Origin of the sequence: Streptomyces sp. NBC_01515 (assembly GCF_045040345.1) — a bacterium.
Lineage (GTDB): Bacteria > Actinomycetota > Actinomycetes > Streptomycetales > Streptomycetaceae > Streptomyces.
Map to the genome: position 1 here is coordinate 3,703,625 of NZ_CP109416.1, position 16,080 is coordinate 3,719,704.

Sequence of the window (16,080 nt, forward strand, 5' to 3'; positions counted from 1 at the left end):
CCACCGACAAGTGACCGTCGCGGATCATCACCGCCGCCAGTTTCCCACCCATCCACCCGTCTAGGGCGGTTGAGAAGTGGCCGAGAAAAGCGGCACCAAACCGCCGCCTACAAGTGACCGCGGCGCGTCCCCACCGCCGCCGGCTGCCCACCCACCCACCGCCCCCCGACAAATTCCGGTCACCCCCACACCCCGCCCCCCGAAAATCCGCTTGCCACCCCCACCCCCCACCCCGACCATTGCCCCTCGTGACCGACAGCGCCGATCCCCCCGCCGAAGCCCCCACGGGCCTCCGCGCCCTCCTCCCCGATCTGACCCCCTGGCATGCCTCCGTCGACTTCCGCAGGCTTTGGCTTGCGGGGCTGGTTTCGAACTTCGGCACCTTCCTCACGTTCGTCGCGCTGCCGGTGCAGATCAAGGAACTCACGGGCTCCGCGGCGGCGGTGGGTGCGGTCGGTGCCGTGGAGTTGGTGCCGTTGATCGTGTTCGGGCTGTACGGCGGTGCGCTCGCGGACGCGTGGGACAAGCGGAAGTTGATCGTCTGGACCGAGGTCGGACAGGGGGTGCTCTGCGGGGCGCTGCTGTTCAACTCGCTGCTGCCGCACCCCGCCCTGTGGCCGCTGTATGTCTTCGCGGCCCTGACCTCCGTGCTCGGTGCGATCCAGCGGCCCGCACTGGACTCGTTGTGGCCGCGGATCGTGGCCCACGAGCACATGACGGCCGCGTCCGCGCTCAACTCCCTGCGCTGGACGGTCGGCGGGGTCACGGGCCCGGCGCTGGCGGGTGTGGTCGTGGCGTTCGCGGGGCTGCCCTACGCGTTCGCGGCGGACACCCTGACGTTCGCGGTGTCCGTCGTCCTGATCTTCCGTATCGCCGCCTCCCCCGGCGCCCACGAGGCGCGGAAGCCCTCGCTGCGGTCGATCGCGGAGGGCGCCCGGTACGCGTGGAGCCGTAAGGAACTCCTGGGTACGTACGCCATCGACCTCGCGGCGATGTTCTTCGCGATGCCGCTGGCGGTACTGCCGTTCCTCGCCGATGATCTGCACGCCCCGTGGGCACTGGGGCTGATGTACTCGACCGTCCCGGCCGGTGCCCTGCTGGTGAGTGTGACCAGCGGCTGGACCTCGCGGATCCAGCGGCACGGACGGATGGTGGTGCTGGCGGCGGCGTTGTGGGGCGCGGCGATCGCCTGCGCGGGCGCGGTCGGCAACGTGTGGCTGGTGCTGCTGTTCCTCACCCTCGCCGGCGGCTGCGACATGGTCAGCGGCATCTTCCGCGGGGTCATCTGGAACCAGACGATCCCGGACGAGCTGCGCGGCCGGCTCGCCGGGATCGAGCTGCTGTCCTACTCGGTGGGCCCGCAACTGGGCCAGGTCAGGTCCGGTGGCATGGCCGCCCTGTCCGGAGTGCGGACCTCGGTGTGGGCGGGCGGGCTGATGTGCGTGGGCGCGGTGGGGCTGCTGGCCGTAGGACTGCCGAAGCTGATGTCGTACGACGCGAGGACGGACGAACACGCCCTACGGCTGAAGGCGCAGCGGGCGGCCATGATTCCTACGACCCCCACGGCCCCCGCCGATGCCTGATCAGTCGTCGTCCGTGCTCCCCTTGGCCGCGTCGGTCGCGTCGTGCCACTTGGGGTCGGTCTCCCACTCCAGGTTGCGCTCGCGGGCCGTCTCCATCGCGTGTTCGGCCTCGGCGCGGGTGGTGTACGGCCCGAACCGGTCCTTGGCGGGGCACTCCGGCCCCTCCTCGACCTTCTTGTGTTCGAGGCAGTAGTACCACTCGCCGGGCTTCCCGACCGTGCGCTTCTTGAACAGGGCCATCAACGGCTCCTTTCCCTACCGCCATGTTCCCCCATCTCCGCTGGTTAGACTCGCTGGCATGTCTGGCCAGTCGCTGCTCGTACCAGGGGACCTCTCCCCCACCCGTCCCGTGCCCGGAAACATCCGTCGCCCCGAGTACGTCGGCAAGCCCGCGCCGACCCCGTACACCGGGCCGGAGGTGCAGACCCCCGAGACGATCGAGGCGATGCGGACCGCCGGGCGGATCGCCGCGCGGGCGATGGCGGAGGCCGCGAAGATCATCTCGCCGGGGGTGACCACGGACGAACTCGACCGTGTGGCGCACGAGTACATGTGCGACCATGGCGCCTACCCGTCGACGCTCGGCTACCGCGGTTTCCCCAAGTCCCTGTGCACCTCGCTCAACGAGGTGATCTGCCACGGCATTCCGGACTCCACGGTGCTGCGCGACGGCGACATCATCAACCTCGACGTGACGGCGTACATCGGCGGGGTGCACGGCGACAACAACGCGACCTACCTGGTCGGTGACGTCGACGAGGAGTCCCGGCTGCTGGTCGAGCGCACCCGCGAGTCCCTGGACCGCGCGATCAAGGCGGTCCGTCCCGGCCGCCAGATCAACATCATCGGCCGGGTCATCGAGTCGTACGCCAAGCGCTTCGGGTACGGCGTGGTCCGGGACTTCACCGGCCACGGCATCAACTCGTCGTTCCACTCCGGCCTGATCGTCCCGCACTACGACAGCCCGCACGCGACGACGGTCATCCAGCCCGGGATGACGTTCACGATCGAGCCGATGCTGACGCTGGGGACGTACGAGTACGACATGTGGGACGACGGGTGGACGGTCGTCACGAAGGACCGGAAGCGGACGGCGCAGTTCGAGCACACGTTGGTGGTGACGGAGACGGGAGCGGAGGTCCTGACGCTGCCGTAGGGCTCCTGCAGAAGTCCTCTCGGGCCCTCGCGCCTGGTCACAGCGGTCCGCTCTCTCGTGGGGCGGGCCGTTTTTCTGTACCCTTTTACCGACAGGGTGTCGGCAAACCTGTTGACTTAGGTAAGCCTTGCCTTAGAGGATAGGGCCCATGGACTCCTTCTCGACAGTCATCCGCACCGCCTCCCACGAACAGCACGTGGAGGCCGAGACCTCCACCTTCATGAGCGATCTGCTCGGCGGCCGGCTGGGCGTGGACGCGTACGCCCGGTACACCGAGCAACTGTGGTTCGTCTACGAGGCGTTGGAGACCGGGGCGGAGCGGCTGGCGGCGGATCCGGTGGCCGGGGCGTTCATCCAGGCCGAGTTGTTCCGGCTGCCGGCGCTGGAGCGGGACCTTGGGCATCTGCGGGGTGCGGACTGGCGGGCGGGGCTGACCGCGCTTCCTGCGACGCGGGCCTATGCCGAACGGGTGCGGGAATGCGCGGAGTTGTGGCCGGCCGGGTACATCGCCCATCACTACACGCGCTACCTCGGGGACCTCTCCGGCGGCCAGATCATCCGGGACAAGGCGGAGCGGACGTGGGGGTTCTCGCGGAAGGGTGACGGGGTGCGGTTCTACGTGTTCGAGGGGATCGGGAACCCGGCGGCGTTCAAGCGGGGGTATCGGGAGTTGCTGGACGGGGTTCAGGTCGATGATCTGGAGAAGCAGCGGATCGTGGCCGAGTGCAAGCGGGCGTTCGCGTTGAACACGGGGGTGTTCCGGGCGTTGGGTGAGGAGTTTCCGCTGTCGGCGTGAGCGTTTGTCCGCGGGCGTGTTGCTGAGGGCTCCGCCCCCAGACCCCGATCGGCGTGACGTGGCAACTGTTGTGGAGAAATCAGCGTTCCAGGAAGACCCGGCCCCCGACCTCCACCCAACCCCCCGGCTGCGGAGCCGTGAGGATCTGGGACCCCGCGCCCTGTGTGATGTTGAGAGCCCGGCCCAGCTGGTCGGTCAGGAGCAGCGCCGCCGCGCCTGTCGCCTCGTCCTCGTGGATGGCGTCGTCCCGGCCGGGGAAGGCGCGGGCGCGGACGCGGCCCGCTGCCTCGTCCTCCCAGGCCCAGGCGTAGATCCACTCGCCGGGCGGGGGGACGGGGAGGGCGTCGACCTCTCGGGCGGTGGCGTACTGGCGGAGGGTGCGGGGCGGGGCCCACTCCGGGAGGGCCTCGATCCAGGTGAACTCGCCGTCGAGGCGGGTGCCCACGATGCCTGCGGGGGTGACCAGTTCGGGTATGTCCAGGAGCCAGGCCGTGCCGACGCAGGGGTGGCCGGCGAAGGGCAGGCGGGTGGTCGGGGTGTAGATGTCGATGACCCCGCGCTCGGGGTCGTCGACGAACACCGTCTCGCTGAAGCCGAGTTTCCCCGCGAAGACCTGCCGCTCGTCCGGGTCGGGCATGACGGAACCCTCGCGGACGACGCCGAGTTCGTTGCCGTATCCGCCGCTGGGTCCGCAGAAGACACGCAGTACGTCGTAGTCAGTCACGGGGGCATTCAAACACCGCGCGGGCGGCGAGGTCATCCCAGGCCGGAGCTCCGCCGGGGAGGGGCCAGGTGAGGGTGGGGGCCTCGTCGTACGGCAGCGAGGACATGGTGTCCTCGTACGCCGTTTCCAGGAGGGCCCGTTGGCGCTCAGGGGTCTCCGGGTGCTCCGCGAACTGTCGCATGCGCTGGTCGTGCGTCTCGGTCAGTTCGGCGGCGATGCGGCGCCAGTCCTCGTCGTCCGGTACGCGGTACAGGACCACGCACGGCGGGGTTCGGCCCTCCGCCAGTGCCGCCACGGCACGGTCGTGACCGTCGAGGAGCGCCCAGCCGTCGAACGGTGTGACCCGCCACAGGAGGACGGGGGCGAGCGTGTCCTCCCGGGCGTGCTTGCGGTAGGCCTTCACGCGTGGCGCGTCCGTGGGTGAGAGCGGTCGTAGGGCTACGACGCCCTCCCAGCCGCCCGCGCACCAGTCGAGGTGGCAGGCGGGCCAGTCCCGCATGAAGTCGCCCCACCACACGTACGCCGGGAACTTGTGCCGCTCGCGGAGGTGCCAGCGTGCGTCGTGCAGCGGGCCCTCCTTCGCCTCCTCCAGCCAACTCGCGTACTGGTGGACCCAGTTGCCGGGGTTCCTCATCAGGTCCGACCGGATCCTCGGCAACGGTGAGCGGAAGCCGTCGAGCCGGTGCAGGAAGAGGCCCTCGTGCGAACAGCCGCCCTCTTCCTCCCGGCCCAGCAACAGGGGCCGCCCGCCCTGCCGGAGCAGCAGCCGGCCGCCGGCCGCCGTCTCGAAACGCAGCGGGGACGGACCGGGCCGGCCTGTCACGGCCAGCACCAGTCCGCCCTCCGGCAGTGGTTCTCTGTGCCCCCTGATCTCCATGGGGCACAGTCTTACGCCTCCGTACGCCGCCTGCGCATCGCGAGCACCACGCCCGCGCCCGCCGCCACGGTCACCGCCGCCGCCGTGCCCAGGGCCGCCGCCGGGATCTCGGAACCGGTCGAGGCGAGTGAGCCGTTCACGCTGCCCGTCGTGGAGCCGGTGACGCCGCCCGAAGTCGAGCCTGTCGTACCGGAGTTGTCGGTGCCGCCGGAGGAGCCGGTGCCGGTGCCGGACGTCGACGACGAGCCGTCCGAGGGGAGGGTGGCGTCCGCCGTCAGGGCCAACGTCAGGTCGAGCGGGTCGAGTTGGGCGCCGGTCTGGTAGAAGCCGCCGAAGGCCTTCGCGCCGGCTGCCGTGAGGGTGGCGGTGACGTCGTCGAGGGTGATGACGTCGTTCTTCGCGGTGAGGTCGGGCGAGCCCGCCTTCAGGTCGGCCAGGACCACGTCGTCGGACTTCGTGCCCAGGCTCGTCACGTCCGCGGTCAGTTTGCCGGAGCCGTTGTCGAGGGTCGCCTTGAGGTCGGTGAAGGTGAGGTCGAGGCCGTAAGTGCCGTTGTCCTCATGGCCCTTGAAGTTCACCGAGCCCTCGAAGGCGGCGGAGAGGGTGTCCGCGTCGGTGTCGTAGCTGCCGGTCGCGCCTGTGAAGGTGAAGACGCCGTTGCCTGCCGCCTGGGACGCGCCGGCCGACGTCGTGATCTTGCCGTTGGCGACGCTGCCGACGACGTAGGAGCGGAAGGACTCCTTGAGGCCCCAGTTGAGCTTGCCGTCCGCTATCTCGCCCTTGGTGGCGGCCGGTTGGGAGGCGGTGTCCGAGGGGCTCGCGCTGTCGGGGGGCGTGACGGACGGGGTGGTCGTGGCGGGCGGGGACGTCGGCTGGGACGGCGTCGGCGATACGGGGGTGCTCGGGGTCGGGGACGTCGTCGACACCGGCTTGACCGCCGACAGCGGGTCGCCGGCCGCGTTCGCGTACGAGTCGCTGCCGAGGAACGTGCCCGCCGCCGCGGTGAGGGTGGTGGCCAGGTCCGTCAGGTTCTGGCTGGTCGGTGCGGCGACCGTCGCGAGCGTCACGTCCTGCTGCTTGGTGCCGCCGTCCGCGACGAGGTCGGCGGTGAGGGTGCCCGCCGCGCTGTCGTACTGGAAGTCGGACATCTCGCGCACGAAGCCGTGCGGCGTCGACTTGGCGGTGACGGTGCCCTTGAAGGTGAGGTGCACGGCGTGGCTGGTGGTGTCGTAGGTGCCCGTGCCGTCCGTGAAGGTGAAGGCGCCGTTGTTCGCGGCCTGCGAGGCGCCGTCGGCGGCGGTGAAGGAGCCCTGCGCGTAGGTGCTCACGTAGGTGCGGTACGACTGCTTGATGCCCCAGGTCAACTCGTAGCCGCTGAGCGGGACTTCGGCCGCCGACGCGGTGGTCGTGGCGAGCGCCGTGGCGCCGAACGCGGCGGCGGTCGCGACGGCCGCGGCGAGGGCGAAGGAAAGTCGAGGGCGTCTGACGGGCATGGCCGTGGTTCTCCTTGAGGTGAGTGGATGGTCCGCCAACGAGCGGACCGGGTAAGGGAGTTAGTCGACTTCCGGGCCGGCGGCGGTCCCGGTGGCCGGACTGGTACGGCGCCTGCGGACGAGGAACACGGACACCGCGGCCACCACCAAGAGGGCGCCGGCCGCCAGGCTGATCGGCACCGCTGCCGAAGTGCCGTCGCCACCGCCGGAGTTGTCGGCGACCGGCTCCGCGGACACCGAGGGACGGGCCGACTGTTCCTCCGGGGTCTCGCCCGCCGTGGGCGTGGTGCCGAGGTCGGGCAGTGCGGGCAGTTTCGTGTCGTCGGTGAGGGCGACGGCCAGGGACACCGGGTCCATGCCGGTGCCCGCCGGGTACATCCCGCCGAAGGCCTTCACGCCCTGCGCGGTGAGTTTCGCGGGCGCCTCGGTGACCTTCGCCAGGCCCTTGGTCGCCTTGAGACCCTTGGCCGCGAAGGTGACCAGCGGGACCTTCTTGCCGGTGAAGTCGGCGCCGGTGACGGCATTGCCGGTGACGTCGGCGTAGAGCGTGCCCTTGCCGTCCTCGACCGTCGCCCGGACGCCGCTGAGCTTCAGATCGAGGCCCTCGGCACCGGTGAAGCGCACCGCGCCCTTGAACGAGGCCGTCAACTCCCCGTTCCTGTACGTCCCTTCACCGCTCGGGAAGCGGAAGAGCGCGCCGCCGTCCTCGGCTCCCGCCGAAAGCGTCCACCTGCCCTTGGCGATGTCCCCGGTGACGTACTCCCGGAAGGTGCGGCGCACGCCCCAGTCGACGGCGCCGTCCGCGATCGCACCGTTCGAAGTCCCCTTCTTCGCGGCGGACTTGGTGGGTGTCGGGGAGGGGGTGGCCGTTTTGGTGGCCGCCGCCTTCACGTCCGCCGAGAGGCTCACCGGGTCCAGTGCCGTACCGGCCGTGTAGTACCCGGCGAAGGACTTCGCGCCCTGTGCGGTGAGCGTGGCGGGCAGGTTGTCGAGGACGACCGCGTTGCCGCCGCCCTTCATGTTGATGCCGCCCAACGAGAGGGAGGCGAAGGGTACTTGAGAGGACGTCGTGACCGTCCCGGTGCCCTTCGCCTTGCTGGTGATGTCCAGGTAGAGCGTGCCGGTCGAGCCGGAGACACGGACCGTGGGGCGGCTCAGGGTGAGGTCGAGTTCGTAGCTGCCGTCGGTCTTCCTGTGGCCGACGAAGTGCACCCCGCCCGCGAAGGACGAGCGGAACGCGCCCGTCGAGCCGTCGTACGAACCCGTCGCCGAGGGGAAGCGGAACTGGCTGCCGCCCACGGTCGCCGCGCCGCCCGTGAGGGAGTAACTCCCGTTCGCGATGGGGCCGGTGACATAGCTCTGGAACGAGGACTTGATGCCCCAGTCGAGCCGGCCGCCCTGGACTGTACGGCTCTCGGCGTGGGCGACAGCCGCGGGGAGCAGGGCGCCGAGGACGGTCAGGACGGCCGTGCACACCACGGTGACCAGGGCATTTGGGCGCGCGGGCATGGGTGGGTCCTCCGGATGACGACTGCCGGTAGCGAACAAAGGTAAGGCTAACCTAAGCTCTTCTCACCTGAAACGACAGTGCCCGAGAGATGTCGAGAGACGCCGAGAGAGACGGACGGGACCGTGCCACGCTTGCGCACACGACTGGCGGGAGCACTGTTGTCCGTGCTCGCGCTCACGCTCACCGGATGCGGGGGCGCGGCCACGTCGGCGACCAGCGCGTCCGCGAAGGCCACCGCCCCGGCCAACCGCGTGGAGCCGCTGACCGACATCCCGGACCCCCAACTCCCGGTCACCGTAGGCTCCGCCGACGGCAAGAAGGTCACCGTCAGGAACGCGCGGCGCATCGTCCCGCTCTCCGGCAGCCTCAGCGAGATCGTGTTCACACTCGGGCTCGGTGACCGCGTCGTGGCCCGGGACATCACCGCCACCTTCCAACAGGCCGCGAAGCTCCCCCTCGTGACCCGCAACCACGACGTCTCGGCGGAGAGCGTGCTGTCCCTCAGGCCCGACCTCGTCCTCGCCGAGACGACCACCGGGCCCTCCGAGGCCATGGGGCAGATCCGCGCCGCCGGCATCCCGGTCCTCGTCGTCGACCCGGCGAAGGGGCTCGCCGACGTCGGTCCGCGCATCCGGGCGGTGGCCGACGCGCTCGGCGTACCGGCCGCGGGCAAGGAGCTGACCAAGCGCTCCGAGAACCGAATTGCCGCTGTCCGCAAGGCGATTCCGCGGCACAAGGAGAAGCCGCGGGTCGCGTTCCTGTATCTGCGCGGGTCCGCGTCCGTGTATCTCATCGGGGGGAAGGGGTCGGGCGCGACCTCGCTGCTGGAGGCGGCCGGGGCGGTCGACGCGGGTGCAGAATCGGGCCTGAAGAAGGACTTCACCGCCATCACCACCGAGGCGCTCGCGCAGGCCGCGCCCGACGCGATTCTCGTCATGACCAAGGGACTTGAGTCGGTCGGCGGCATCGACGGGCTGGTCAAGATCCCCGGTGTCGCGCAGACCCCGGCCGGGATGAACCGGCGGGTCGTGTCGATCGAGGACGGCGTACTCCTCAACTACGGGCCGCGCACCGACCAGGTACTCAAGTCGCTGGTGGACCAGTTGTACGGAGGCGGGAGCGAATGACCGTACTGGACAAGGGGGTTGCGGCGACCGTCAGCTCAACTCCCGCGCGAAGACGGCGCGGTAAGGGCTGGATGCTCACCGTCGGGCTGGTGATCGCCCTTCTCGTTCTGGTGCCGGTGGCCGCGGGACTGGGCGCGTATCCGATCCCGACGGGCGATGTCGTGGCCTCGGTGCAGCACCGACTCGGGCTCGGTGGTGGGGCGTTGGGCCGCGTACCGGAGTCGGTGCTGTGGAACGTGCGGTTCCCGCGGATTGTGCTCGCGCTGCTTGTCGGGGCGTCGCTCGGGTGCGCGGGGGCGTTGATGCAGGGCGTGTTCGGGAATCCGCTCGCGGAGCCGGGGGTCATCGGGGTGTCCTCGGGGGCGGCGGTGGGCGCGGTCGCGGTGATCGCGTTCGGGCTCGACTTCCTCGGGACGTGGACGGTGTCGGCGGTGGCGTTCGTCTCCGGGCTCGCCACGGTTCTGCTGGTCTACGCGATGTCGCGCTCCGGCGGTCGTACGGAGGTCGTGACGCTGATCCTCACCGGGATCGCGCTGAACGCGTTCGCGGGGGCGCTGATCGGGCTGTTCCTGTTCTTCGCGGACACGGCCGCCGTCAACCAGATCACCTTCTGGCAGCTCGGTTCGCTCTCCCAGGCGACCTGGCCGAAGGTCCTCGCGATCCTGCCCTGCGCGGTGATCGGCCTGACCCTCGCGCCGGTGCACGCCGGCCGCCTGGATCTCCTCGCCCTCGGTGAACGCCCCGCCCGGCACTTGGGAGTTGACGTCGAACGGCTCCGGATCGTCCTGGTGCTGGTCATCGCCCTGCTCACGGCGGCGGCGGTCAGCGTCTCCGGGATCATCAGCTTCGTGGGGCTCGTCGTTCCTCATCTCCTCCGTATGGCGGCGGGGCCCGGTCACCGTTTCCTGATCCCGGCGAGCGCGCTGCTCGGTGCGCTGGTTCTTCTGGCCGCGGACCTCACCGCCCGCACGGTCGCGGCCCCGGCGGAACTTCCGCTCGGCGTCCTGACGGCGTTGCTCGGCAGCCCGTTCTTCTTCTGGCTGCTGCGTAGGACGCGGCGCAGGCAAGGGGGTTGGGCGTGAACCAGGTTCCCGGGAACACCTTGCCGGTCGCTGCTCCAGGTTGCCGGGGATCCTCCACCGTTTCCCGGCCGAGACTGCCACTGGATGTGCGTTGGGGGGGCGGGCCGTCGGTGGCTGGTCGCGCAGTTCCCCGCGCCCCTTCATCGCCGCCCTGTTCTTCTCCCCCGCCCTGTACCGCCTCCGCCCCTCCTCCACCGCCCGCCGACTCTCCTCCACCACCCCCTTCCACCTCCGCCCCTCCTCCACCGCCCGCCGACTCTCCTCCACCACCCCCTTCCACCTCCGCCCCTCCTCCACCGCCCGCCGACTCTCCTCCACCACCCCCTTCCACCTCCGACCCCTCGCCACCACCCGCCGCCTCTCTCCCGCCCGCCAACTCTTCTCCGCCGCAATGGCGTTCAGCCACCGCGAACCATCCCGGCGGTGCCGAACCGCCCTTGTTCCTCCCGTCCAAGGAGCCCGCGCGTGAGACTTCTCCGTCGCCGCCCCGTACCCCCCGCCCCCGCCGAGCCCGGCGATGTCCTCGCCGAGGCCGAAGATCTGCACGTCCAACTCGGCGGGCGCGCAGTCCTCCACGGCGTCACCGTGCCCGTCCGCGCCGGGGAGGTCCTTGCCCTTGTCGGCCCCAACGGGGCCGGAAAATCAACCCTGTTGGGCGCACTCGCCGCAGATCTGACACCCTCCGCCGGGGTTGTCCGGATCAACGGACGGCCCGCCACGGACTGGTCCGCTCCCGAACTCGCCCTGCGTCGCGCCGTGCTTCCCCAATCGGCCACGCTCTCCTTTCCGTTCACGGTCGAGGACGTCGTACGGATGGGGCGGGCGCCGCATGCCACCAGCCCCGCCGAGGACGAGACCGCCGTCGCGGAGGCGATGGCGCGGGCGGAGGTGACGGGCTTCGCGCTGCGGCCGTTCTCGGCGCTCAGCGGTGGGGAGCGGGCCCGGGTCGCGCTCGCGCGGGTGCTGGCCCAGCGGGCGCCGCTGCTGTTGCTTGACGAGCCGACCGCCGCGCTTGATCTGCGGCATCAGGAACTGGTCCTGCGGCTGTGCCGGGAAAGGGCGCACGCGGGGGACGCGGTGGTCGTGGTGCTGCACGATCTCGCGCTGGCCGCCGCCTACGCGCACCGGGTCGCGATTCTGCGCGCCGGTCGTGTCGCCGCCGACGGTCCGCCGGGGGTCGTATTCACCGAGGAGTTGTTGTCGGACGTCTACGACCAGGCAGTTGAGGTGTTTCCGCATCCGCGTACGGGGGCGGTCGTGGTGACGCCGAAACGCCCCGCTTGACCGTCTCTTGACCGTCCCTTGCCGTTTGTTTTCCGCCACCGAGATCAAGCCGTGTCTGTGATTTTTCTGTGGGCAGTGAATACCCGCCGGGGCGGGTATGACTGAGGTAAGCCTCAGGTAAGTTAGGGCAGCCTCACCACACTGCCTCACGACATCACCTCGTCACACACTTCCGCTTGGAGCCTGCATGCGTGCCGTCCGACTTCCCGTCGCCACCGCCGTCGCCGCCGCGGCCGCACTGACCGCCGTCACGGCGTGCACCGCGAAGAGTGACGCCAAGGACGGCGACGCGATCCAGGTGACCGCGGCCGACTCCAAGTGCACGACCTCCAGCAAGTCGATCCAGGCCGGTCAGGTCACGCTGAAGATCGAGAACACCGGCTCGAAGGCGACCGAGGTCGAGATCCTCTTCCCGGACGACCGGATCGTCTCCGAGAAGGAGAACATCGGGCCGGGGACGAAGTACACGCTCACCGCCGAGGTGAAGGCGGGGTCGTACGAGATCGCCTGCCGGCCGGGGATGAAGGGGCACGGTGTGCGGCAGAAGCTGACCGTCACCGGGGGCAGTGTCGCCAAGCGTGACCCGAAGCTGGACGCGGCCGTCGCCGCCTACCGCGAGTACGCGCAGGAGCAGGCCGACGCGACGATCCCGAAGGTGGAGACGTTCGCCAACGCCATCAAGGCGGGCGACCTCACCGCCGCCAAGAACGCCTTCGCCCCCTCCCGCGTCGGCTGGGAGGCCACCGAGCCGATCGCGGAGTCGTTCGGGGACATCGACCCCAAGACCGACACCCGCGCCGACGGCCTGGAGAAGGGCCAGAAGTGGACCGGCTGGCACGCGCTGGAGAAGTCGCTGTGGCAGGACAAGAAGATCGGTGCCGAACAGAAGGTCCTCGCCGCCGAGTTGGTCACCGATCTGAAGGACTGGCAGAAGCGCGTCGGCAAGGCCGAGATCACCCCGACCTCCATGGCCAACGGTGCCAAGGAACTCCTCGACGAGGTCGCCACCGGCAAGATCACCGGTGAGGAGGACCGCTACTCGCACACCGACCTGAGCGACTTCAAGGCCAACGTCGACGGCGCGCAGAAGGCGTACGAGCTGCTGAAGCCGGTTGCCCAGAAGAACGACGCCTCCCTGACCACCGAGTTGGACAAGCAGTTCGCCGCGATCGACACGCTGCTCGACAAGTACCGCTCGACCTCGACCTCCGACGGCTTCGTGTCGTACGACAAGGTCACCAAGGACCAGCGCAAGGAGCTGTCGGACGCGGTCAACGCGCTCGCGGAGCCGCTGTCGAAGCTCGCCGCCGCCGTCGTGAAGTAGGCCTGAGATGACCGACGTTCAGGAGAACGAAGTCCAGGAGAGCGGTTCGCCGTCCCGCCGTTCACTCATCGGCTGGGGCGGTGCCGGGCTCGCGCTCGGTGCCGTCGCGGCCGGTGGCGCGGTGGCGATGACCCGTGTCGGCGAGGACGTCGATCCGGCCGGTGCCGACACCGGTGCCGCGGTCGCCTTCCACGGCGCCAACCAGGCGGGCATCGCCACGCCCGTGCAGGACCGGCTGCACTTCGCCGCGTTCGACGTGAAGACCGACGACCGTGCCGAGTTCGTGCGGATGCTGAAGGACTGGACGGCCGCCGCCCGCCGGATGACCGGTGGGCACGCGGTCGGCGACGGGGCCTACGGCGGGCTCGCCGAGGCGCCGCCGGACGACACCGGTGAGGCGCTGGGGCTGAAACCCTCGCGGCTGACGCTGACGATCGGCTTCGGGCCGGGGTTCTTCGATCACTTCGGGCTGAGCGGCAGTCGCCCTGACGCCCTCGTCGATCTGCCGCAGTTCCCCGGCGACAACTTCGACAAGTCCCGTACGGGCGGCGACCTTTGTGTGCAGGCCTGTGCGGACGATCCGCAGGTCGCCGTGCACGCGATCCGCAACCTGGCCCGCATCGGATTCGGCAAGGTCGCGATCCGCTGGTCCCAACTGGGCTTCGGGAAGACGTCGTCCACGACCCCCGGCGCCCAAACCCCGCGCAATCTCATGGGGTTCAAGGACGGCACCCGCAACATCGCGGGGACGGAGACGGACCGGCTGAAGAAGTTCGTGTGGGTCGGCGACGGCGACAACAGCGCGAACTCGGCCTGGATGACCGGGGGTTCGTATCTCGTCGCCCGGCGGATCCGGATGAACATCGAGACCTGGGACCGGACTTCGCTGCAGGAGCAGGAGGACGTCTTCGGGCGGGACAAGGGCGAGGGCGCGGCGGTCGGCAAGGCGAAGGAGCACGACCCGCCGTTCCTGAAGGCGATGAAGCCCGACGCGCATGTGCGGCTCGCGCACCCCGACTCCAACAGCGGGGTCACCATCCTGCGCCGGGGCTACTCCTTCACCGACGGCACCGACGGCCTCGGCCGCCTCGAAGCGGGCCTGTTCTTCCTGGCCTACCAGCGCGACGTACGCAAGGGATTCATCCCGCTGCAACGGAAGCTGTCGGCGTCCGACGCGCTCAACGAGTACATCCAGCACGTGGGTTCGGCGGTCTTCGCCGTCCCGCCGGGCGTCCGCGACAAGGACGACTGGTGGGGCAGCACGCTGTTCTCCAAGGACGCGAAGGAGTCGTAGACCGTGTTCTCGAACTATCTGATCGGTCTGCGCGAGGGGCTCGAAGCCAGTCTCGTCGTCTGCATCCTGATCGCCTATCTCGTCAAGACGGACCGGCGGGACGCGCTGAAGCCGATCTGGATCGGCATCGTCGTCGCGGTGCTCATCGCGATGGGCTTCGGCTGCGCGCTCGAATTCGGCTCGCAGGAGATGACGTTCCAGGCGCAGGAGGCGCTCGGCGGGTCGCTGTCGGTCCTCGCGGTCGGGCTGGTGACGTGGATGGTGTTCTGGATGCGGCGCACCGCCCGGCATCTGAAGGCCGAACTGCACGGCAAGCTGGACGCGGCCCTCGCGATGGGCACGGGTGCGCTGGTCGCCACCGCGTTCCTCGCCGTCGGCCGCGAGGGCCTGGAGACCGCGCTGTTCGTGTGGGCGTCGGTGCACGCGGCGAGCGACGGCACCCCGCGCCCGCTGGTCGGCGTAGGACTGGGCCTGGCCACGGCGGTGTTCCTGGGCTGGCTGTTCTACCGGGGCGCGCTGAAGATCAACCTCGCGAAGTTCTTCACCTGGACCGGCGCCATGCTGGTCGTCGTCGCGGCGGGTGTACTGGCGTACGGCTTCCACGACTTGCAGGAGGCCGACTGGCTGCCGGGGCTGACGAAGCTGGCCTTCGACATCAGCGACACGATCCCGCCGGACAGCTGGTACGGCACCCTCCTGAAGGGCGTCTTCAACTTCCAGCCGGACCCGACCGTCCTGCAGATCACGGTGTGGCTGCTGTACCTGGTCCCCACGCTCGCCCTGTTCTTCGCCCCGGTAGGGTTCGCCTCCGGGAAGGGGAAGGTGAAGACACCTGATGAGCAGGGATCGCAGCCCTCGAAGGCTCCGCAGGCTTGACCGGCGCGTACTGATAGCGGCCTCGGTGACCGCTTTGTCGCTGACGGCGAGCGGTTGCGTGGTGGTCCACGGCGAGCGGGAGGTCCTCCCGGCCACCACCCGTGCCGAGGCCGCGACAGCGCTCCAGCAGTTCACGACCGCGTACAACGCGGCCGACAAGGCGTACGACAGTTCCCTGGACGCCGCTCATGTCACCGGCCCGCTCGGTGACATCGACGCGGCGCGGCTGAAGGCGGGGCACACCAACTCCCCGGCCGGGAACGCGAATTACTCGCCGCTGGAGCTGACGGACGCGAAGTTCACCATCCCGAAGAAGGCCGGCTGGCCGCGCTGGTTCGTGGCCGACACCGCCGCCAACAAGGGTGGCGGGGCCCGTTGGCTGCTGGTCTTCACGCGCAACGACCTCTCCGAGCCGTGGCAGGTGGCGTATCTGACGCTGCTCGCGCCCACCGCCGTACCGAAGTTCACGACCGACAAGGACGGCTGGGCCGAGGCCGTACCGGCGAACTCGGCCGAACTGACCGTCGCGCCCGGCGAGTTGAGCCAGAGCTACGCGACATATCTGAAGAGCGGTGGGTCGGACTTCGCGGACGGGACGCACACCAGCGCGTGGCGTGCGTCCCGGGAGAAGGCCACCAAGCCAGGCCTGGCCGTCCAGTTCCTCGACCAGCCGCTGACGAGCGGCGACTACGCGCCGCTGGCGCTGCGCACGGCGGACGGCGGGGCGTTGGTGTTCTTCAGCACGCGGTACTTCCAGAAGGAGACCGCGGCGGAGGGCACGTCGGTGCCGACGCAGAACAAGGATGTGCAGGCGCTGACGACGGGTGAGGTGGAGCAGTCCCTCACCCTCCAACTCGTGTCCAACCAGGTCGCGTTGGATCCGAAGCGGGGTGGGAAGGTGTCGGTGCTGGGGCGGATCGAGGGCCTTACGTCGGCGCAGGGCGGCTGACCTCG

At 70.0% G+C, this 16,080-nt stretch carries 16 protein-coding genes; 11 read left to right on the forward strand and 5 right to left on the reverse strand.

What is annotated here, in order from left to right; all coding sequences use genetic code 11:
- The first annotated feature begins 248 nt into the window (after positions 1-248).
- Complete coding sequence (locus OG407_RS16405; protein ID WP_405858754.1) at positions 249-1,583, forward strand: MFS transporter; 1,335 nt, start codon at positions 249-251, stop codon at positions 1,581-1,583.
- On the opposite strand, the gene OG407_RS16410 is transcribed toward OG407_RS16405, so the two are convergent.
- Complete coding sequence (locus OG407_RS16410; protein WP_019064315.1) at positions 1,584-1,823, reverse strand: hypothetical protein; 240 nt, start codon at positions 1,821-1,823, stop codon at positions 1,584-1,586.
- A 58-nt stretch (positions 1,824-1,881) separates the two neighbouring features.
- Between OG407_RS16410 and map the strand changes: the two genes are divergently transcribed.
- Together map and OG407_RS16420 are read left to right on the forward strand one after the other, a co-directional pair.
- On the forward strand, positions 1,882-2,739 hold the full coding sequence (gene map, locus OG407_RS16415; RefSeq protein WP_405858756.1) for a type I methionyl aminopeptidase: 858 nt from the start codon (positions 1,882-1,884) through the stop codon (positions 2,737-2,739).
- 148 nt (positions 2,740-2,887) lie between these two features.
- The gene (locus OG407_RS16420; protein ID WP_405858758.1) at positions 2,888-3,535 is read left to right on the forward strand and encodes a heme oxygenase (biliverdin-producing); all 648 of its coding nucleotides are present in this window, start codon (positions 2,888-2,890) and stop codon (positions 3,533-3,535) included.
- A gap of 79 nt (positions 3,536-3,614) precedes the next feature.
- Here OG407_RS16420 and OG407_RS16425 read toward each other — a convergent pair whose 3' ends face one another.
- Genes OG407_RS16425 through OG407_RS16440 form a run of 4 tightly spaced genes read right to left on the reverse strand, consistent with a single transcriptional unit; the run spans position 3,615 to position 8,138 of the window.
- A complete protein-coding gene (locus OG407_RS16425; RefSeq protein WP_405858760.1) occupies positions 3,615-4,259 on the reverse strand; it encodes a PhzF family phenazine biosynthesis protein in 645 nt (214 codons plus the stop codon).
- Positions 4,252-5,136, reverse strand: a complete 885-nt coding sequence (locus tag OG407_RS16430; RefSeq protein ID WP_405858762.1) for a hypothetical protein — start codon at positions 5,134-5,136, stop codon at positions 4,252-4,254. Before OG407_RS16430 ends, OG407_RS16425 begins: the two co-directional genes overlap by 8 nt.
- A gap of 11 nt (positions 5,137-5,147) precedes the next feature.
- Entirely contained in the window at positions 5,148-6,629 is a 1,482-nt protein-coding gene (locus tag OG407_RS16435) for an HtaA domain-containing protein (RefSeq protein ID WP_405858764.1), read from the reverse strand.
- 60 nt (positions 6,630-6,689) lie between these two features.
- The gene (locus OG407_RS16440; protein ID WP_405858765.1) at positions 6,690-8,138 is read right to left on the reverse strand and encodes an HtaA domain-containing protein; all 1,449 of its coding nucleotides are present in this window, start codon (positions 8,136-8,138) and stop codon (positions 6,690-6,692) included.
- A 132-nt stretch (positions 8,139-8,270) separates the two neighbouring features.
- Between OG407_RS16440 and OG407_RS16445 the strand changes: the two genes are divergently transcribed.
- The 8 genes from OG407_RS16445 (at position 8,271) to OG407_RS16480 (ending at position 16,075) form a co-directional block, all read left to right on the forward strand.
- A complete protein-coding gene (locus tag OG407_RS16445; protein WP_405858767.1) occupies positions 8,271-9,266 on the forward strand; it encodes a hemin ABC transporter substrate-binding protein in 996 nt (331 codons plus the stop codon).
- Positions 9,263-10,348: a FecCD family ABC transporter permease gene (locus OG407_RS16450; protein ID WP_405858769.1), complete on the forward strand. Its 1,086-nt coding sequence runs from the start codon at positions 9,263-9,265 to the stop codon at positions 10,346-10,348. Before OG407_RS16445 ends, OG407_RS16450 begins: the two co-directional genes overlap by 4 nt.
- A gap of 91 nt (positions 10,349-10,439) precedes the next feature.
- Positions 10,440-10,817, forward strand: coding sequence for a hypothetical protein (locus OG407_RS16455; protein ID WP_405858771.1), 378 nt, complete (start codon positions 10,440-10,442; stop codon positions 10,815-10,817).
- Positions 10,814-11,632 carry a heme ABC transporter ATP-binding protein gene (locus OG407_RS16460; protein ID WP_405858773.1) on the forward strand — a complete coding sequence of 273 codons (819 nt, stop codon included), beginning with the start codon at positions 10,814-10,816 and terminating at the stop codon, positions 11,630-11,632. Before OG407_RS16455 ends, OG407_RS16460 begins: the two co-directional genes overlap by 4 nt.
- Before the next feature lie 187 nt (positions 11,633-11,819).
- Positions 11,820-12,956 carry an iron uptake system protein EfeO gene (gene efeO, locus OG407_RS16465; protein ID WP_405858774.1) on the forward strand — a complete coding sequence of 379 codons (1,137 nt, stop codon included), beginning with the start codon at positions 11,820-11,822 and terminating at the stop codon, positions 12,954-12,956.
- A gap of 7 nt (positions 12,957-12,963) precedes the next feature.
- Positions 12,964-14,250 carry an iron uptake transporter deferrochelatase/peroxidase subunit gene (efeB, locus tag OG407_RS16470; protein ID WP_405858776.1) on the forward strand — a complete coding sequence of 429 codons (1,287 nt, stop codon included), beginning with the start codon at positions 12,964-12,966 and terminating at the stop codon, positions 14,248-14,250.
- Positions 14,251-14,253: 3 nt separating this feature from the next.
- Entirely contained in the window at positions 14,254-15,126 is an 873-nt protein-coding gene (efeU, locus tag OG407_RS16475) for an iron uptake transporter permease EfeU (protein WP_405858778.1), read from the forward strand.
- The gene (locus OG407_RS16480) at positions 15,086-16,075 is read left to right on the forward strand and encodes a hypothetical protein (RefSeq protein WP_405858780.1); all 990 of its coding nucleotides are present in this window, start codon (positions 15,086-15,088) and stop codon (positions 16,073-16,075) included. Before efeU ends, OG407_RS16480 begins: the two co-directional genes overlap by 41 nt.
- Positions 16,076-16,080: the final 5 nt, after the last annotated feature.